Below are 22,464 nucleotides of genomic sequence, written 5' to 3' on the forward strand. Positions count from 1 at the left end.
CATTCAGGACATTGTTCGGGATTTTTCGATTACCAAATGACACGGCAGCGACGGCCATTTCGTCTTTCATTGAGAAAGGCAAAATCTTGGACACGCCCAGTATCGGGTGTGTTGGCCTCGCTCGCCCTTTTACCTTTGAACATTCATCCCGGTTACGCGCAGGTCGTGGCCGATGGCCGGACCCAGACGGGCGTATCGGTTACGGGCGCCACCACCAATGTCACCACGCAGACCATCAGCCAGGGCCACGGGGTAAACTCGTTTTCCGGGTTCAACGTGGGTGCGGGGCAGACCGTCAACATGCACGCGCCCACTGGCACGGCCGGGACGGTCAACATCATCAACGGATCGCAAAGCCAGATCAACGGCGTGGTCCAGTCGATGCAGGGCGGGCAGGTCGGCGGCAATATGTATATGGCGAACCCGCAGGGGTTTGTCGTCGGCCCGCAGGGTGTGATCCGCGGCGGGTCGGTGTCTTTGTCGACGCCAAGCCAAGCGGCAATGGACGGGTTCTTTGACGGGCAGGGTCGGCCCAATGGCAATGCAATCCAGTCGATCATCAACGGCACAGGCGCGCTTGGCCCCGGCAACATCCGCGTCGATGGTCGGATCGAGGCGGGCGATGCCATCGGTCTGCGCGCGGGCGGAACGGTACGGATCAATGGGTCGCTGTCGGCCGGAGAGATCATCAATGGTGGTCAGGGGCGCATCAGTATCGAGGGCCGCAATGGCGTGACCTTTGGCCCGTCGTCGCGGGTCGTGTCGCGGCAGGGGAATTCCGGCGGTGTGGTTGCAGTGCGCAATTCGTCGGTGATCGATTTGCAGCCGGGCGCCCGGATCGCCGCCGAAGGGATCGGCGGCGGGCGCGGCGGTGTCATCACCATCTTCGCCGAGGACTCGGCCTTTCTGCGGCGTGATGCCGTCATCTCGGCCACGGCTGCGGGCGACGGCAAAGGCGGCTTCATCGAATTCAGCGCCCGTAACCATGTTGAGGCGCTCGGAGAGCTGAACGTCTGGTCCGGCACGGGGCAGGGCGGCACGGTTCTGATCGATCCGCTGACCTTCTTGGTCGGGGACTGGGACAGCAACGGCGGCGATTACATCGTGCGCGCCACGGAAAAGATCACGGTCGAAGAGGGCGCGACCATCAGCACCGTGGGCACCGGGTCCGTGGGGCAGATCATCTTTATCGCGCCCGAGATCGAGATCGGCGAAGGCGCGCAGCTGATCGCGCTAAGCGCGGATGAAAGCATGGGCGGGGATATCCTGATCCATGCGCGTCGTGATGATCGGATCACGGACGATGTCGAAGGTCCGGGCGACGTGGCGGGCAATGCCTCTCCGTTCGGGACGACCAAGCTGTCGGCCACTGGAGCGCTGATCAAGGGTGAGAACGTCCAGCTGCTGGCGACGACCTTCAAGGACAACCTTGTCGATGCAGAGGCATCGCTGAACACTTATGTCGATGGTCTGTTTTCGCCCGATGACGGTATTATCGGGGATGAGACCCTGCATGATCTGGCGGGCGGGATTGCCACCGGTCTGACCGATCTGATCAAGAACATCGACTTTTCCGTCCTGCCGTCGTTTCAGCACGCCAAGGCCGAGGTCATCATTGAGGGCAGCTATATCCGCGCGACCGGCGATGCCGAGGTGATTTCGTCGGCCACAACGCAGATCCATATAGAGCCGACGAATTCCAACCTCGCTTTGGCCATCGGTGCGTCGAACGGGGTGGCCACGACGATATTCCATGACAGCGCGATCGATGCGGACACGATCAAGGTCAAGGCGGTCGTGACCGAAGATCACAGGATGGTCGCCAAGTCGGGGCTGCAGGGGGATGACGATTCACCCGAAGTTGCGGCGATGAACCTAGCGGTCGCCGCGTCCATCAGGCGGTCGCGGGCCACGGTGATCGTGAACGGGCTGCGGCCCGTTTTGGGCTTTGATGAGAATGCCAGCCGCGACCCGGACAAGAACATCTACATGACATGGTCGTCGGGCTACGACCAATCCGAATACACTCAGTTGGTGGCACAGAACGGGTTGGAGATCGCGTCCGAGACCGTCAAGAACATCGTTCTGAAATCCGACGCGGTGACCAACGACCAGACCCGCGCCATCGCGCTGAACCTGTCGATCGACGACAGCGAGGCCAAGACATATTTCGGCGGCGTCGTCGCAGCAAACAATGGCGATATCGCCATCACCTCGGGCAATACGTTTGAGAGCTTCCTGAGCCGGTCGCGGGTCAGCGGCGGGCGTTATGCCGTGCCGGAAGTGTCGCCCGACGCCGCGAACCAAGAGATCACGCCCGAACAGCAAGAGGCGCAGAGAGACGCGCTGCTGGACATTGCGCTTGGCACGGCGGGTGCGGCGGATGCGGGCAATGCCGTTCTGAATTTGATGAGCGGCGGCGGCGGTGGTGGCGGATCGAACGACGACGCCAACGACGGGCGGTTGGGCGTGGCGCTGAACCTGTCGGGCCACTGGATAGAATCCGAGACGCATTTTGGCGGGCAGGACTTTACCTATGACACGCCGGGCGGCACGGGCCATGCGCTGTATGATCCGCTGGCCGAGGTGAACCCGAACGGGTCTTACGGTCGGTCTGGCGGCAACTTCTATGCCGATCATACGGACGTCGATCTGGACAGCGACCCGACGATTTTGGTCGCGGCGCGCAATGTCTATGACGATGTGCGGGTTGAGACGATCACTCAGCTTGGGTCTGTGCCTGAAACGGACCCGTCGGAACCCGGCGATCTGACGGGCGAGACCGAAGAAGACCTGGCGCAAAGCGGTGACACCGCGATCCTGATCGCGCTTGGTATCGCGGATTGGAACAACGACGCCACGGTGCTGACCGACAAGGGCGGCAACGATCAGTACGTTGGCCGCGTCTATTCGGTGTCGGATATCGAGATCGTGGCCGAGAACATCTTTGCCAAGACTGCGGGCCGTGAGGATGTGGGCACGTGGTGGGATGAATACCGCAACGCGCTGATCGAGGTCGAAGGGGATGACGCCGAGGATGGCACCGAAGAGACCCCGGCCGAGGGGGGCGACGGGGGCGACTCCGGTGATGGCGGTGAGACTGGCGGAGACGAAGAGGCCGGAGATGAGGAAGCCGGGGATGGCACTGGTGGCGGCGGTCTGGGCAAAGGGCGTCGCGGTGGCCGGATCGGCGGCGTGGCCGATGGGGATCGCGCGTCGCTGACTAGCGCGGTCGTAAAGGACGAAGCGCCTGAGGATACGGGTACCGGTGACACGGGAACGGGCGAGACCGGGGCCGGCGATACGGACACCGGAGATGCAGGCGACGGCGAGACCGAGGAAAGCGAAGACGAAGATCCCAAGCGCACCCCGGTGGATTCGCGCATGTTCGTGTCTGAAACCATCGGCTCGGGCAAAGAGGTTGGCGTTGGCGTCAACGGCTTCCTCGTCCGGATGGATCTGGACGCAGAGGCAAGCGTCGCCTCGGTCACGTTGGAGCAGGAGGGCTATTACCGCCCTGAAGGATCGACGACTGATCTGGACAGCGACGCGCAAATCCTGATCCGCGCGGCGAACAGCGGTGACATCATCCTTGGCGCCGGTGCGCCGGGCGTGTCGACTGGCGGAGAGAAAGCGGGCTTTGGCGCGGCGGTCGGTCTGTCCTACGTGAACGCGCGGGCCGTGACGGATGTGGCGGATACGGTTGATCTGTGGATGCACAACGTCACGCAGGAATCGGTGCAGGACCTGCTGATGGTCAACACCGCCCGCGCCTATTCCGCCAATGACGATGGCGGCTTTGGCTTTAACGCGGGCATCGCGATTTCCAGCTACAAGGCGGTGACGCAGGCCCATAACGCGGCGGATGAGATTGCCTATGTCGACGGGGCCTTCCGTCTGAAGGCCTTGGACGGATCGTCGGTCGTGACGCTGGCCGGGTCGGGCACGGAAAGCGCGCGCACCAATATCGCCATCGGCGTGGCCATCAACCTGACGGATCGCAAGACCTCCGTCACGCTGACCAGTGACCGGGTCAATCTGGACGGTGATGTCGAGGTACTGGCGGAAACCTCCGGCTCGGTCCTCGCGGCAGGGACGGCGTCGGCCCAAGATCGTGAAGAGCCTGAAGAAGAGCCCGCCGCAGACCCGGCCGACCCGGAGGCTGCGGACCCCGAAGAAGCCCCGAACGAGGAAGAGGCCGAAACCGCCACCATCGCGGCCAGCGTTCTGGGCGATCAGGCGGATGACGTGGCGAATGCCATCGGCAATGGCGACGACGGCACGGCCCCGACGGATGGCGGCGCGGGCGATGGCGGCGGCGACAGTGGGGACGGCAAAGACAAACGGACCTTCGCCTTCTCGGGTGACTTCGCGGGCACGTTCGGCAAGACCACCACGACGCTGCTGCTGGACAACGCCGATATCGCGACCGAATTCGACAAGGCTGTCAGCTTTGATGCGCTGACGAACGTGGAATACGGACAGGCCAGCGCGGTGAACGCGGTGGCGATGGATGGCGTGGGGATCACCGGCAGCTTTGGTCTGTCGTTCGTGACGCACCAGACCCGCGCCAACATGGCTGACACCCGCATCTACTTCTACGAAGACGATCCGGCCGACATGGCAGAGCTGGAAAAGGCGGCGACGCGCTTCTCCTCGAAAGACAGCAGCGTCTTTGACGTTCTGGTCACTGGGCGCAGCGGCCATGCCGAAGACGGCTGGGGCATCGCGGTCAGCGCCAGCTTTAACAAGATGACGATCAGCGCGGAAAAGACCGTGGAGGACAGCGCGATCACCAATGGTCGATTCTCGGGCGATCTGGGCCCCGATGCCGACGGCGGCGACGGTGGATTCGAGCTAATTCCCGGCCTTCCCGGTGGAGGGGGTGAAGGCGAAGGTGACGGGGAATGGATCGACGACGAGTGGGTCGAAGACGGTGATGGTTTCTGCATCGACGGCATCTGTTCCGACAACACCGTGGGCCGCGACATCATCATCACGTCCGAGGCGAACGCGACCTCCTCCGTTACGGTTCTGGCCGCGCGGGACGTCGTTGGCGCGGAAAGCAGCGGCGGACAGCAGATGGACAAGGTGTCGGACCAGTTTGCTGACGCCGCGGATCAGGCCAAGGACCCCGAAACGCCCAATGCGCCCGAGGTGCCCGGCACCCCCGATGCGGGTGACGGTGGGGACGCGGGCGATGGTGGCACCCCAGCCCCGGACGAAAAGGAAAAGGGCAAAGGCTTCGGCGGGGTCACCATCGCGGTCGCGCCCACGGTCGTGAATGCCGACAGCCGCACGATCATCACGGATTCCCTGCTGGTTGCGGATCGGTCCAGCAAAGCCTTGGGCGTGGACGAAGAATATACCGCCGGGTCCATCATCATCGGGTCGCTGGCGCGCACCAATGCGGTGGTCGACGCGTCGTCGGGCACCATCGGGCTGAGCTATGCGCAAAGCCGGACTGAATCGCTGATCCGTCTGACCCGCACCGATATCTCGGCGGCGGGGAACGGGACGGTCGACATCACCTCTAAGGTTCAAGAGGTGCAGGACGTTGCCGCACGGGTGGGCAATGAAAGCCGCTTCAAGGTCGCGGGCATCCTGTCGCTGCGCGATGCGCTGAACCGGGTCGAGGTTGACGTGCAGGACGATACGTTCGCCAGCGTCATCACCGGCGGCGCATCGACCAAGATCGCGGCTGAAACCACGCACGAGGTCAAGCTGACCGCCATCGCATCCGACAGCACGTCGCTGATCCTTGCGGGTGCGGGCATCGTATCGCTGGCCCAATCCGACACCGCCGTTCTGTTTGGCGGCGAAACGGGGTCGTCGTCCGAAGGTACGGTGTTCATCGGTGCGTCTGACGTCTTTACCAGTTTCGAAGCCACCACCGTGACCACCACCGGCCCCTTCACCACAGACGCGCTCGACGAGGCCATCAAAGAGGATGAGGCCGAAGAAGGTGAGCCAAGCGAAGAAGAGGGCGGTCAGGGCAAGGGACGCTTTGGCAAGAAGGTCGGCACGCCGGACCCGGATGAGGACACCGGCAATGACAACGCCGGTCTGGTGAACGCGCTGGCCGATGTGGCCGATAGCGCGCAGGAAGACGTCGTTGACGCGCCCGTAGATACGGCGGGCGAGGGCGAAACACAGCCGGATCCTGACGACGACAAGAAAAAGGCCAAGACTGCGCCGATCTTTGCCATCGCCGTCAACATAGACCGGCACGACAGCACCGTCCGCGCCCTGCTGGGCGGCATCGGCACGGATGAGGCGACGGGCCGGGATTACGATCTGACCAACGCGCGTCTGGATGGCCCGTCGTCCTTGGTGACGCTGAGCGCGGTGAACCAGATCGCCAATTACCGCAAACTGGCGGCGACGAAATCCGGCACCATCGGGGATACGCCCTTTGGCTTTGTCGCCTCGGTCGCCTTGGGTTTTGCCAAGATCGATACGCAGGCGGTTCAGGGTCTGACCAAAGCGCCGGGTGATGCGCAATCGCTAACGATCGAGGCGAAAACCCTGCTGCCGACGCCCGCCATCGACCCGCTGGTCGATGCGATGACGCAGGCGCAATCCAACATCGTGGCGAATGTCGATGCGGCTGGCCTGTTGCAGGATGACCTGATGCTCGACCCGTCGGTCGCGCTGGATCGCGATGCATGGTCCGTGGTAACCATGACGGAAGGGGAAGCGAACGTCGGCTTTGTCTTTGACGTCAACGTCCAGTCCTATGTTCTGGACACCAATGCGACCGTGGCCGAGGACGCGCAGACCCAGTCGCATTCCGACCTGTCGCTGTCGGCCAAGACCTCGGGCGGGGTGATCACCCTGCGCGACATCCCGAAAGAGGCGGCCAAGGCCCCGGAGGATGAGACGCCCGAGGATACACCAGAGGATACACCCGAAGACACCCCGGAGGACACTCCGCTAGAGGGCGATCCCGATGTTCCGGGGGACACGCCCGATCCGGACGCCACCCCGACAGAGCCGATCACGGGTGAGCCGGTCGCCAAGACCCAAGAACAAAAGCGCGATGAAAAAGAGCGCGAGATCGGCGTCTTTGGCCTGGGCGGTGCGCTGCAATACGTGCGCAGCCGCGTCGACACCAAGGCCGAAGTCAACCAGATGGACGTTACCGCGCTGAACCTGCAAAGCCTGTCGGTCGAAGCTGAAAACGATTTCCTTGCCATCGCGACGGCCAAATCCTTTGGCGGTGCGGATAACTTTGCCTTTAACGCGGGCGTGGCGATCATCGACCACAAAAGTACCGCGATTGTGCGGCTGGACGACGACACGCCCTATCGGATTTCCGGTGTCACGACGCTGAACGCCAAGGACGGCGCGCGGCTGTTCGCGCTTGGCGCTGCCGGGTCGCAGTCGGGTAAGATCGGCATCGGGCTTGGCACCGGCTTGGTCTTTGCCGACCGGTTCGCGGGCGCGACCGTGTCAGATAATTCCGCCGACGCGCTGATCGATACGCCAAGTGCGTCCGTCGGCGTGGGGCTGGAGCTTGGCAGCCTGACCGTCACCTCCGACACCGCCGGGTGGAGTGTTGCCGCAGCCTCGGCCGGGGCCGCTGGTCTGGAGGCCGAGAGCGAAGAGCGCAAGAAGAAGCGTGATCCCGACGCCAACCCCGATGACCCTGATGCCGACCCTGATGAGGCGCCTGAAAAGATCGACCTGCCGGATAAGCTGACCGCGGATCGTCAGGACGAAAATGCCGAAGGCTTGGGGGAGCAGAAAACCTCGGATGAAACGGATAAGACGCAAGTTCAGGACAAATCCTTTGGCTTTGCCTTTGCCGCAGATTTTGCCGGTGTGTTCGGCACCAACCGCAGCGTCGCAGCGCTGGCCACCGACGCGGCGATCACGCTGGACGCATTGACCCTGACCGCCCGCAATTCGGCTAGCGCGATACTGGCCACGGGTGCGACGGTCGGGTCGGGTGGCAGCTTTGGCTTGGCGGGGTCGGCCTCGATCTCCTTGGTGAAAACCAAGGTCACGACGCTGAACCACGGCGGCACGCTGGACTTGAACGATGGCGATGCGACCATCACCGCAGTGGACGAAGGCGACCTGATCGCCACCGCCGCAGGGCGCGGCGGATCGGGCAACGCGTTTTCCATCGTCGGGGCCGCCGCGCTGCATCTGGGCTATTCCGAGGTTGAGGCGCGCCAAACATCCGACATGGCGAATCTGGGTGACGGTGACGTCGAGGCCCGGTTGGAGGGCGCGACCGTCGCCGTGGCCGGATCGCTGGCGGTTGAGACCGCAGAGGCGAAAAAAGAAGAGGTCACCGGCGACGACACCCAAGACACCGCAAGCGATCTGTACGACGCTGTCGAACTGAGTGATGAGCCGATCCCGGATGAGCCTGAAACGCCACCTGCGGATGATGCGCCTTCGGGCGACGGGCCCGGCGGGGTTCAGGGCGACAGCTCGGCCATCGGATTCGGGATCTCTTATGCCTCCTCGGTCCGGCGTGAAGAGGTTACGGCGATCCATTCCGGCGGTGCGCTGTCGGGCGATGGGATCACGGTGAAGGCCGAAACCAATCGCAACATCATGTCCGTTGCCGCCGCCACGGGCGGAGAGTTCGATGTGCAGCTGAACGCTTCGGTCGTGGTGAACGTGCTGAACCAGACGACGCAGGCGCGGGTGGCTGATGTCGAGGACGACGACTTCCTGATCGACAACGTCACGGTCGATGCGCGCAATACGACGCAGAACCTTGCCCAGATCGGGTTCATGGGCACGACGGCGGGTGACTTTGGTCTGGGCATTTCCGTGATCGCGCAGGTTGACCGCCGAACCACCAAAGCGTGGATGGTCGACAACGCAATGGAACGTCACGGCGCGACCCGGGGCGATATCACCGTCACGGCGCGGCAGGGCGGCAACGTCAAATCGCTGATCGTGGCGGGGCAGCGGGCTTCGGATATCGGCGTCAACGTCCCTGTGGGTGTCATTGCGAACACCTGGAACACCTCGGCGGTGGTCGAGGAGACCTACCTGCGCGGGATCGAAATGCTAAGCATGGCAGCGGTTGAAACCGCGCTGGTCGACAACCGTCAGGATGCCAAGACCTTTGCCGATGCGGCGGGCACCGTGGGCACCGCGATCACGCGGCACAACTCTTCGGTCGATGCGCTGATCGAGGGCGGTCAGGTCTGGGCCAGTGCCACGGAAATGTCCGCGCAAAGCTCGACCGAACACCACGCGATTGCGATCCGCGATGGTGAGGCCGAAGACAGCCTGAACGTCATGTTCACGCTGATCGATTCCGTGGGCGCCACCACCGCGCAGCTGCGTCACACGGATATTCGCGGCGCGCTGGACGTGGGCGCCACAGACCGCACGCAGCGGGATTTGCTGACCAACGGGCTGGCCATCAACGAAGGGCTGGGCGTGTCGGGCGGCATCGTGCTGGATCTGTACAAACGCGACGTGATCGCGCGGGCGTTCAACAGCGATCTGGGCGGGTCGGGGACCACCAGCCTTGGGGCGCTGTCGGCGACGAAGGCATCGAATGTCGTCATCGGGCGCAACGGCGGATCGTCGGCGCAGGGCTTCCAAGGGAATATCGGCTGGACGACGGATGCGCGTGACGTGATCGCGACGCTGGTCGACAGCAATTTCAACACCGCCGGGGCCAGTGGCAGCCTGTCGTTGACCGCCGTGCGCGAAGATCAGTTCTTTGCGGTGCAGGCCAGCGATACCCGGGCCTCGACCGGGGTGGGCATCGGCGCGGGCATCTTCAAGTTCCACGGCACCACGGCTGCGACCATCGTCGGGTCGTCCCAGATCAACGCGGCCGGTGATGTCAGCCTAAGCGCGCGGAATTCCACCAAGGTTCTGACCATCGGCATCGGTGTGACCGTCGGCGGCAGCTTTGCCGGGGTCGGGTCCTTTGCCTACGTGGATTACGGCCAGCGCCCGGATGACATGCCGCAGGTCGACGGGGACGAACGGGGTACCCTTCTGCGCGACGTGATCGAACAGGGTTACGCGCAGGTGCGTGACTTTGTCGACGACACCACACGGATCGGTCTGCCCGAACTGGACCTGACGCGCGAAACCTCGATCATCGCGCGGGTCGCGACCAGCGTGGCGGTGCAGGAGATCGGTGGCGATCTGAGCCTGAGCGCGAAGGACGCCCGCAAGGCGGATGTGATCACCGGGTCGCTGGCGCTTGGGCTCGACATCGGCTTTGCCTCCCGCCTGATGGACAAGTGGACCGTCAGCCGCAACGAAGAGACGGGCAAGTTCAAGATCGTCAAACGCGACATCCTGCCGGGGCCAGAACCCGAAGATGAAAACCCGGAAAACGAAGACGAGGTCGACACGCCCGACAATAGCGCCGGGGCCGATGCGGCCGAAAGCGCGGGCGATCCGCAGGGGTCTGAAAATTCGGGCGGCGGTGGTGACAGCGATAGCGGTGACGGGCCCGAGATCTCTCTGGGTATCGGTCTTAGCTGGGTCCGCGTCGGCGGTCTGGTCGAAGCTGATCTGGACCTGTCCGGCAATGATCGGATCGATGTCGCGGGCGAAACCAGCCTGAACGCTAAATCTCAGACCAAAGCGATGACCGGCTCGGCAGGCGCGGCCTTCCTTGGCAAGGCCGTGGGCGCGGGCGGCGCGGTGACGCGTCAGGCGCAATGGGTCCGCAGCCGCGTGCACGGCGATGGCACCCTGAAGACCGGCGATCTGAATGCCGACACCCTGTCCGATAACCGCATGTGGGCCATCGGCGGCGCGCTGGCCATCGGCGAAGACTTTGCCCTTGGCGCGACCATCGGCCTGTCGGAACTGCACGCCCGCACCTCGACACTGGTCGAAGACCGCGCGCGGATCGAGGCGTCGGGCTCTGTCTCTCTGACCTCGCGGGATGATACGCGGGCGCTGTCTGTTTCGGCCTCGGCCGGGGGTGCGACGGGCGGCACGGCTGTGGCGGCGGCGAACGGGTTGATGTTCTCACGCTCGGCCGTTGAAACGCGGGTTCACCAAGAGGCGCGCATCGGGTCGGTCAGCACCACGTCCGTCCGCGCAACGCGGTCGCAAGAACTGGCCGGTCTGGCCTATTCGCTGGCCGTAGCCGACAGCGCGGGCGTTGGTGCGGGCTTTGCCCTCGCGCTAGATAAAGGCATCACCACCGCGCAGGTGACCGATGCGCAGATCAACGCCGGCAATGATGCAGTGGTCGCGGCGGCGAACAACACCAAGGTCGTGACCTCTTCGATCGGGGCGGCGGTGGGGCTGTCCTTCGGCTTTGTCGGGTCGGTCGCGGTGACGCTGAAAGAAGACGAGGTTCTGGCCGAAATCGCCGACGCGCAGGTCGATGCTGACGACAGCGTGCTGGTTCAGGCGCTGAACGGCGGTACGATGGATACTGTCGGCGGGGGCAACGAAAGCTTCTTTGGCAACTTTGATCAGGTGACCGGCGGCATCACCTATGGCGGGTCGGCGGGCATCGGCGTGTCGATCGGTGCGGTCCGGTCGTTGTCGACGGTGACCGCAGTGATCCGTGGCAATAGCGTCGTGTCGGGCCGCGGCTTGGGCGACGGCGTGGTGACCGCCGGGCGCAACACCGCGCCGGTCGGCGATCAGGACAACAACCATTACCTCGACCGTAAGAACATCACCCGCAAAGGCGTCGCCGTGGTGGCGGACACCCAGACGCAGTTGAACACGCTGGCCTTTGTCGGGGGGATTTCCCAAGGCTTCGGCATGGGTCTGCAACTACCGATCATGATGGTTCAGGATCAGGTCACGGCCAAGATTACCGGCACGGGCGGCGGTGATCCGGTGGTACATTCCAACAGCGGTTACGTCGATGTCTTTGCCGGGAACGCCACCAAGCTGCGGACCGTGAACCTTGTTCTAGGCGGGGGTCTGACGGCGGGCGTCGGCGCGCTGCACGAATTGCTGCTGATCCAGAAGCTGACCGACGCGCATATCGACAACGCGACTGTCACCGCCGGGAAAAACGTGGATATCGAAGCAGTTACGCCCGAAAAGATAATCACCGCCAGCGCCGCCCTTGGTGCCGGGGTCTATGCCGGGATCGCCGGGACGTGGCAGGTGGGCATCACGAAATCCCACACCACCGCCTGGGCCGCGAATGCCACCCTGACCTCGGGCGATGACGTCACCATGCGGGCGCGTGCGCCGCGCAAATTGCAGCAGAACTCCGGCTCTGTCGGGGTGGGTCTGGTGGGGACCGGATCGTCGGTGGTGATCCTGAATTCGACCGACCGGGTCGATGCGGGCACGGCGGATGGCACGTCTTATGCAGATGCGGTGCAGATCAATGCCGCACGGGACGTCGAAATTCTGGCCGAGGCCGAGATGCTGGACTTTGAGGATCGCGAAGACCGCGTTCAGGCGCCAAGCGCCAATGGTCTGATCCCCGTCAATCAGGCGGTCGTCGGGTCCGGGGCCGGTCTGGTCGGCGTGGCGGGCGCGGGGCTATATACCGTTTCGAAACAAAAGGTTGTGGCGCGTCTGGGTGAATACACCCGGGTCGCTAACGGCAGTACCCGGCACCTGTCGGTTCTGGCGCGCCAGACCTATGGGCAGGACGTGTTCATCATGGCGCAGTCGGGCGCGGCGGTGGCCGTGGGCGCGGCGGCGGCGATCACGTCCATGCGCAATCAGGTCGAGTCGGAAATCGCCGATTACGCCGAAATCGATCTGACCGGAGACCTGACCGTCGACGCCTATGGCGAACGGTCGTTCAAGGGTGGTGTCGTATCGGGCGGTGGCGGGGCGCTGTCGTTCCAGGGCTCGGGCATCCTGCTGACCTACGGCAAACCGATCCGCGTGACCGAAGACACCGAAAACGTCGAAGACGCGCAGGCGGCTATCGATGACGCGGACAACGCGCTGCAGGACAACCCGTTTGAAAGCTCTGACAACCCCAATACCGAGGATGAAGAACCGACCTATTCCGTGACCTTCGGCGATGGGCTGATCGACACGCTGATGGGTGATCTGGTCAGCGAACAGCAGGCGCTGAGCCTTGAGGACGATTTCAACGGTCCGGGCGACGATACGATCCGGTCCAAGATCGGCAACAACGTCCGGATCGATGCCACCAACATGGTGCTGAACGCGGATGAAGGCGGCACGCTGGATATCCTCGCGGGCGGCGTGTCGGCGGGTGCGATTGCCGCGACCCACGGCGTGGCGTTGGTTCGTCGCGGCACCAAGATCGAAACGCTGGTTGGCACGAATTCCACCCTGCAGGCGATCAACAATCTGGGCTTGGGCGCCACCGCCACCGTTGATGACGGCACGCCCGAGGCGATTGCCGGGTCGGGTGGCCTGATCTCGTCCGGGGCGGGCGTGTCCGACATTCGGATCGGTCGCGCGCTGACCGTTCAGGTGGGCAGCGGCACGACGCTGAACGCGGGTGGGGACCTGTCCATTCTGGCTGAGGAAAACAGTGAAACCCGCGCCAAGGTGACGGCTGTCGCCGTGGCCGGGATCGGCGTGGGCGTGTCGGTGGCTAATGCCTTCCGCGACTCCACCATTAACGTGATCCTGTCGGGCACGCCGAACCTGATCGGCGACACCATCGACATCAGCGCCCGCCGCTATGGTCAGACCCGGTCTGACGTCGATCTGCTGGTGGCCGGGGCCATCGGCATCGGCGCGACCAGCGCTACGGCGCGGGATCGGTCGAATGTTTGGGTGAACCTTGGGTCCGCCCGGGTGCGTGGCGGCGATCTGTCGGTGAATGCGATGAACGCGGGCGATGTCTGGGCGGATGCCAAGGGCAACGTGGGCGGCGGCGGCACGTCCGGTATCAACAACGCCACCGCCAAGCGGTTCAGCGACACGCTGATCACCTCGGTCGCGCTGGATTACGCGGGTCAGACCCTGTCGGTGTTCAACAGCGACAGCGATCCGACCCTGCCAGACCGGCCCAAGATCTACGCCACCACCCGGTCGACCACCGTCGCCGCTGGCGCGCTGAGCGGGTCGAACGCCGTGGCGCTGAACGATTCCTCCGTTCGTACGCTGATGACGTTCCAAAAGCTGGACACATCGGGCAACGCAACGCTGGAAACGTTGAACGGCAGCACGCTGGAATACCTGTCGAAGGGTCTGTTCGCTGGCGGCGTCGGCTTTGGCGGCAACGTGGCCCGCGCAGATGACACAGCCGAGGCGAAGATGGAACTGGTCCTGAACACCGACGCCACCATCGGCGGCCAGTTCAAGGCGGTTTCGGGCGGTGACGCGTACCTGTTCGGCAACGCGGTGTCGGGCAAGGGCGGGATCGTCACGGTCTTTGGCTCTCTGCTCCGGTTGAACATCGACAGCGTGACCGAGTTGGTGGTGCGTGGCGCGTCGATTGAAGCCGATGAAATTATTCTGAAAACCGATCGGGATATCGAGTTTGAAAGCAACTCGGATTCGATCTCGGTCGCGGTGGCAGATGCGGGTGCAACGGATCAGCGGAACCTGGTGAATTCGACCAGCCTGCTGCAGCTGTCGTCCGACCTGACCGCGCAAAAGATCACGATCGGCAGCGACACCAGCGTGTTCAAGCGCGCCATCGATTTCAACGGCACGACCGGCAGCTTTGGCGGGCTGAACGTAGCGGCGCTTGCGTCGCGCACCGCCGTGATGAACGACGCGCTGATCGATATCCGCCCGGGCGTGACGATCACCCAGACGCCGACCACGCAAGATCCGACGCTGGACGCGGGCTTTGTGAACATTGGCATGTTGAACGACTACGACATGACCGACCGTCTGACCGGCAACATGGGTGGTTTGGTCACGATCCCCAAGCTGACCAGCCGCTTGATCGTGGGGGATCTGAACAGCGATGACCGGTCGTCGGGCGAAATCCGGATGGCGGGCACGACGATCATGGCCAATGGCGATGTGAACGTGACCAACCGGTCCGACGCGCTGATGGTGTCCGAGGCCTACATCCGCACCTACGGTCTGGCCGGTCATGGTCAGGCGGATGCGGAAACCACCTTCCGCCATAACAACGATATCGACTTGGCCTCGGGCTATATCGAAAGCCGCCGGGGCCGCGTGTCGGTGATGTCGGGTCAGAACCTGAACGACGCACAGTCGATCCAGCAGCACGCCGAAGCGCGGGTGCACAACCGGACCGCCGTGCCGCTGAACTCTGACCCCGAAGCCGTCGCCACCATCCTGTCCGGCAACCAGATCACCATCGGCACGGGGATGGAGCTGAAGGCCGCGGGCGACGCGCGCCTGCTGGCGAACGAGGGCGACAAAGACCTTTACGCCTATAGCTATGCCATCAACGCCTACGCCGAAGCGACCGAAGAGGTCGTCAACTTCTTTGGCGGTCTGGTCGGCGCGGAAGAGGTGTCGCTGGCTTCCGAAGGGGGCACGGTGCAGAACTGGGCCACCGCCGGTGTCGTCATGAACGGGAATGTGACGGCGGGTGCCTTCGCCGAACAGCGACTGACCATCGACTACGCGCCCGGCATTGGCGAAGGTCAGGTCGAGGATGAGGACGATCTGGAGCTGACCGTGGTTGGCGATATCGAGGTCGAATTCGACTTTGACCGCAACATCGGCCAGCGCATCCAGCAGTACATCGCCGACCTGACTGCGCTACGGAATGAATACGATTCCGACAGCACGACCTACCAGACGCTGCAAACCCAGATCGACGGGCTGCAAGCGCGGCTGGCTTACGTGACCGACACCGGAACGGGTCTGGCTGAAACCGATTTCGCTGTGCTCAACAACGTCTTTGCACAGGGCGGCAACGTGCTCTTCACCGGCGATTATCTGGTCGGCACCGGCAACATTCAGGCCATCGGTGATGCCCTGATTGAGGTGATCAATAACACCACGCTTAGCCTTGATATCAACGACATGGAGATCCCCTTCGTCACCGCGGGTGAGATCCAGTACAACGGTGTGTCGGTCTTCGATAACAGCGACATGATCTCTTTGGGTGCGAACCGCGATGCGACGACTGGCGGTCAGTCGCTGCCGGCCTTCGCCAGCGTGCTGCCGTCGCCCACCAGCAGCGTGCCGCCAAATATCAACCTGCGGAACAACCAGCCGGCCAACAACGTGCCCCCCGCCGACATCTATGTGCGCGGCGACATCGACAACCTGATGGGCAATGTGAACATCCGGACCGAGGATGGATCGGTCTATGTCTTTGGCGGCAACATCAACGCCTATGCGATCAACGTGGACTCGGGCGGCGACTTCTTCCTTGCGCCGTCTGATCCGCTGACCCACCTGCCGCAAAGCCCGGTCTCGGCTTATGCGGATCTGTTCCAGGTCTACGAAGACTATCAGACGGTCATCTACAACTTCATGCGTCGCCAACCGGAATGGACGGAACAGCAGACAGAGAATTTCTACCGCGATATGTTTGGATATCGCTATCCGACTGAACCCTATGAGCTGGCTGATCCAAGCGGATCGGTCACTGCCATCGGGTCGATCTTTATCTACGCCGAGACGCTGAACATCGACGGTCTGATCCAGTCGGGCATCACCGATTGGAACGTCACCATCGACGCCAGCATCGATAGCCTGCTAGACAGCTACACCACCGGGACCGAGGCGCTGTACCTGCCGATGCGGGGTCAGGCGCAGGGCAGCGATCCGGATACTCAGGTGGAAATCGTGCCCAACAATCCGTTGTCGGATCTGGATGGGGCGGATCACATCGCGGGGAACGTGTCTGTCTATTACAACGCGGATACCGACCGGATTGAATTCCGCAACATCGAAACCCGCGGCGGCTATGTGGAAATCAGCGGTCAGATCGCCTCGACCGGGAATGGTGAAATTCGCGCGGCGAACGGCTATGGCCGTCTGGTCGTCGACAATAATTCCAGCCGCGACATTGAATTCGCCAAGGTCGATCTGGGCCCTGCCGAAGGCGTGTCGGGGACCGTGAAGATCATCGACCGCTTTAAGGAAACCACCCGTCTGGGCGGTGGGTTTGGCGGCTATGTCGTGACGACCTTCACCCGCAACGCCGACAACGAAATGGTCAAGAGCGTCCGGGCTCCGCAGGGCGGGATTGTCGTTGTTCCCTTTAATGACGATCCCGACACCTATTCGCCTACCGACGATCTGGCATGGTACTACACCCGCGCGATCGATACGCAGATCACCCGCATCCGGACCGTGGTCGAAGAGCAGGCGTGGTATGAGAGCGAGGCCAACGCCGAGGAATCCGTTTTCTACACCGTCGGGTCGGTGGCCGAGAGCGATATCACCACCGTCTTCCTCGAGAATAAGCCGCAGGTGGGCTATGTTCTGCGGGCCGATGAGGACCAGGATCAGCCGAACAATTACTACGCCTTCATCCCGGATTACGACATCTATGACTATTCCATCACTCCGATCGGCGATCAGGAACCGGAATGGGATCGTGATGGGCTCCTGTGGCAGCTGCAGGGCAGCCGGTCGCGCGAATATCAGGCAGAGGAAACCTTTGTTGAACGCCGCACCTATACCCACCGTCTGAAGGCGGATTACCCGATCGACATCACCATCAGCGGGCGCCCGGTTTCCCGGTTCGAGGTGGATACCAACGGGTCGGTCTATTTCGGCAACACGGTGCGCGTGGGCGGTGGGTCTACGATTATTGATGCGGGTGGCGATGTTCTGACGCTTGGGCCGGATGTCACGATCAACACCGCACGCCTCACGATTGATGCGGGCGGCATGGTGGGGGGCGCGTCGCCCTCGGCCTTCGCGCCGCTTGGCAATCGCATCACCGGACCGGTGCAGGCGCGCGACATCTTTGGCCGCGTGACGGGTGCCGATCTGCAAGCCGGGGGTGAGGTCTACCGGAACGAGCTGATTGGCGTGGCAACCCCCGTGGTGGGCGACGACGTTGCGCTGATTTTCAGTGATCTGACGCTGCTGAACATCGACGCCCACGGCGACATCCGCGTCCGCAATGCGATCGGGGATCTAAAGATCCGCGATATCGACACCAATTTCGTCGGCGATGTGCAGCTAGAGGCGCAGGGCAGCATCATCCCCGAATATACTACTGGCGCGAACTCTGGGTTTATCAAAGGCCGCACGGTTAGCCTGCTGGCCGAAACGGGTGCGATCGGGCTGGATCCGGATAACCGCGCAGGTCTGGGCAAACTGGACGTCTGGGCCGCCGAGAAACTGCGCGCCGAGGCTTATGACGACATCGACATTCACGCCGCCATCGGGCCAATGAACATCGAAAACGTGCATTCGAAGACCGGGGACGTGACCCTGACCGCCGATCTGCTTTCGATCACCGACAAGGACCTGCGCGAAACCGCAGACCGCCGCGCGCAGGCATCGATCCTCGCCGCGCTGTGGGAAGAGCTTCAGCTGATCGACGATGGCACGCTGGACCGCGTGACGCGTGCAGATCTCAACGACGCGGTTCTGGACATCGAACGCGAAGAAACTGCGGCCTACTTTGAGTTCTGGGAAAACCTGATCGAGCGTGACGCCAAGGGCGAAATCCTGGATGTCCGCGATTATGACCCAGACCTTGTGCTGGAGCTGACGGACGCCGAAAAACGCGACCTGCAGACCAAGGGCTATGACGACCAGAAGATGGACGCCATCGTTCAAGAGCGCACGCAGGCCTTCCATGAGGCGGCGGCAGATTACGCCGACGAAGGCTTTGACGCCGATTTCAAATTCCAGCTTGGCGCGCAGGAGGTTGCTTCACTTGAGGCCCAGTTGCAGCAGGAAAAATCCGGCTCGAACCCGATCGTCCAGTTGGAAAGCAACGTGAAAACCTCGGAATACTTTGACTGGTGGTCGATGCTGGCAACCGTGGACGAAGACACCGGGCTGGCTGACGGCGGGCACGAAAAATACGAGGCAGGCAAACAGGTCTTCGCCTATTCCGCCGACCAGCGCAGCGCGATGCAGGCCGATGGTCTGACCGTGGCCGAGATCAACGCGCTTGAGGCGCAGCGCAACGACTGGTTCCACGAAAACGCCAGTGTCTATGGCGCGGGTGAGTTTGATGCGAATTTCGAATATGTCATGTCCCCGACCGAGATCGCCGAACTGAAAGAAAAGGCGTTCTTCACCACCACGGAACTCGAGGCCGCCTTCCGTCGCGACCTGATCCTGCCGGTGACTGACACCCAGACCAATATCGAAGAACCGAACGTCATCGGTCACAACATCACCCTGATCACGGGTCGTAGCATTGGTGAACGTCTGACGCCGATCATCAAGCTGGCCGGATCGACGCTGACGACCGAAGACCGCATCGCACTCTTCTCGGCCAGCCGCGCGGATGTGAAGATCCTGTCGGACCGCGTGGTCATCGAACAGAACGACGATCTGGACATCGAGGCGACCGGAGAGCTGGTGGCCCAGGCGACCGACAATATCTACATCGGTACGGAATCCGACATCACCATCCGCGAAGCCACCGCAGGTCTGGACGTTCAGATCAAAGGCTCTGGCGCGATGCGGGCTGCCAGCGGGGCGCAGGGTGTCACGGGTGTGAACATCAACCTCGAAGCGGCGGGCAATGGTATCGGCCTGTCGTTCAACCCGATGCCGGTTGAAGTTCTGGCAGGCGGGTCTCTGGCCGCGCGCTCGGCAGGGGAAATCTACCTGAGTGCCGGTAAAAACGATCTGCTGATCAGCGAAATCTACACCCCCGGCCTGCTGTCCATCGCCGCGCCCAACAGCCTGATCGGCGACGCGGATGGCCGCGACAACCTAGAGGTTCTTGCCGGATCCGTGACCCTGCTGGGCAGCGGCATCCACGGTCAGGGCACCGACACCTTCGATATCGCGCTGACCGCACCGGGCGGCACGGTGGCGGCCTCGGCCAGCGGTCATGTCCGCCTGAACATCGACGGCCAGAACATCCAAGCGGGGCGCATCGCCTCGACCAACGGAGAGGCGATGCTCCGCACAACTGGCAGCGGCCTGACGCTGGTGCCGGAACGCGGGCTGGACCGGACGCCCGGCGCGCTGCCCCAACTTGAAGGTCTGACCCGTCTGGACCTGGACATCGACGGTGGCATTCAATCGGCGTCGGCTGGCGGCCTGACCTTTGCCTCTGACGGGGTGGTGGACATCATCGCCAAGGGTCAGATCGGGGCCGCGGGCGCGCCGCTTGAAATTTCGGCCGCTGATCTGGCGCTGCGCCTCCGGGCGGGCGGGTCCAGCCTTGATACCTATCTGACCGCGATTGACGACATGCGCGTCAGCAAGCTGCTGACCGGCGGCGTGGTCGATATCTTGTCTTCGGCCCGGCTGAAGCTGGATGTGTCGGGCAGCGATGTCACCTCTCTCAGCCTTGTCACCCGCGCGCCGCAGGGTCGTGAGGCTGACATCCTGATCCTTAACAGCGCGAGCTTTGTCGCAGGCGTTCCGGTTACTTTGGCCTCGTCCCGTCACGTGCTGTTCTTCGACAATTCCGAACTGGAGCTCCGGGGTCCGGCGCAGGTTTCGGCGGGCGGCACCATGGTCGGCCATATCATGGGGGCCGAGGGCAGCACTGCGACGTTCCACGCCTCTGGCGATCTTGAGCTTACGGCGTCGGGCGACGTCCGCACCACGCAGATCGACGTGAACGGCGCGCTGAGCGCCGATGCGGGTGGCGATGCGCTGGCCTTGGGTCAGGTGCAGGCGGCAAGCGTTGATCTGGGCGGGCAGCCGTCCACTGATCTGACGGGTCATATCACGGCCGAGCATTTTGTCATTCAAACCGGCACCGTCGGTCAGTCCGCGCCTCTGCGCCTGACCCCGACGACGTCGAAACCGACCCTGTCGCTGCAACTGGCCGGCGGGGGTGAGATGACCATCGACGGCACCAGCAACGTCAACATCACCAACCTGACGAACACTGGCGGGCTGGGCCTGACCCTGACCGCAGACGCAAGCGAGCTGAGCTTTACCAGTGAGGCGACGCTTGCCAGTGGCATCGAGGTGACCGCGGCGCAGATGGATATCGGCAAGACCTTCCGCGCGACGTCCGGTGACATTGAACTGCACGCAACCGCAGGTCACCTGTCGCAACAGGCCGATGGTGCATTGATCGCCGATCAGGGCCTCGTCAATCTGACCGCCTTTGGCCAGCTGTCCTTGGGCAATGTGACCTCTGGCGTGGTGAACCAGCTGGGTGTGGCGCTGACCGCGGGCCAGATCGGTATCTTGGCAGGCACGCAGGTCACGGCCCCGAACGCCCGCGTTTCGATCAAGGCCAGCGGCATTGGCAGCAACCTGCGCCCGATGGTCCTGGACACTGGGGCCATCGACCTCACCGCCAATGACCTGCCCGCGCATCTGCGTCTGACCGGTCAGACCGGCACCATGGGTCGGATCAGCGGCAGCGCGCAACTGGTGGACATCTACGCCGAAAAAGACCTGTTGCTGACGGATGCGATCACCCGCGGGCAGGGCACCCGGACGATCCTGACTTCGCGCTCGGGTAATGTCGACACGGCCAAGGGTCTGACGATGCAGGTCGGCGGTGATCTGACCCTGACCGCCTTTGCGGGTACCATCGGTTCGGAACAGGCCTTTGCCCTGCGCGCTGCCAACGGCACCGTAGATGCGGCGGCCTATGGCGATATCCGCATGGTCGCGGGCGGTGATCTGACGATGGGCTACGCGGTGACGCAGGAAGGCGTTCTGGAGATCACCGCCGAAGACACGCTTCAGATCGCGCTGGCCGGAGCGCAGACGGATCCTTCCTTGGATGCCCTGTCGGTCGATTTGACGGCTTGGGGCTCTGATACCCCGCTCAATACTGCGCCCACCACGACCCCGGATGTGCAATCGCTGTCCACCTACCCGGTCTTCACTGTGGCCGGAGAGGATGCAGGCAATTCGTCCGGCGGTGGCTCGGGTGGCGACGGATCCGGTGATGGTGGTGACACGAGTGGCGGAGATACGTCCGGTGGTGACAACACTGGCGGTGGAGATACGTCCGGCGGGGGCGACAACACGGGCGGCGGAGATACGTCCGGCGGTGGCGACAACACGGGCGGCGGAGATACGTCCGGTGGCGGCGACAACACGGGCGGAGGAGATACCTCCGGCGGCGGTGACAACACGGGTGGCGGGGATACGTCCGGCGGCGGCGACAACACGGGCGGTGGGGATACGTCCGGTGGCGGCGGCAACACGGGCGGTGGGGATACCTCCGGCGGTGGCGACAACACGGGTGGCGGAGATACGTCCGGCGGTGGCGATAACACGGGTGGTGGGGATACCTCCGGCGGTGGCGACAACACGGGTGGTGGAGATACGTCCGGCGGTGGCGACAACGCGGGCGGTGGAGATACGTCCGGCGGTGGTGACAACACGGGTGGTGGAGATACGTCCGGCGGCGGTGACAACGCGGGTGGTGGAGATACCTCCAGCGGTGGCGACAACACGGGTGGCGGAGATACCTCCGGCGGTGGCGACAACACGGGCGGCGGAGATACCTCCGGCGGT

1 protein-coding gene is annotated in these 22,464 nt (G+C 63.4%); it reads left to right on the plus strand.

Annotation, left to right across the window (positions count from 1 at the left end; genetic code table 11):
* Positions 1–111: 111 nt before the first annotated feature.
* Positions 112–22,464: leukotoxin LktA family filamentous adhesin (locus ACI3GR_RS15950; protein WP_407495975.1), on the plus strand; the 22,353-nt coding region annotated here is incomplete at its 3' end.

This window comes from Pseudooceanicola aestuariicola, assembly GCF_045763785.1.
Lineage (GTDB): Bacteria > Pseudomonadota > Alphaproteobacteria > Rhodobacterales > Rhodobacteraceae > Pseudooceanicola.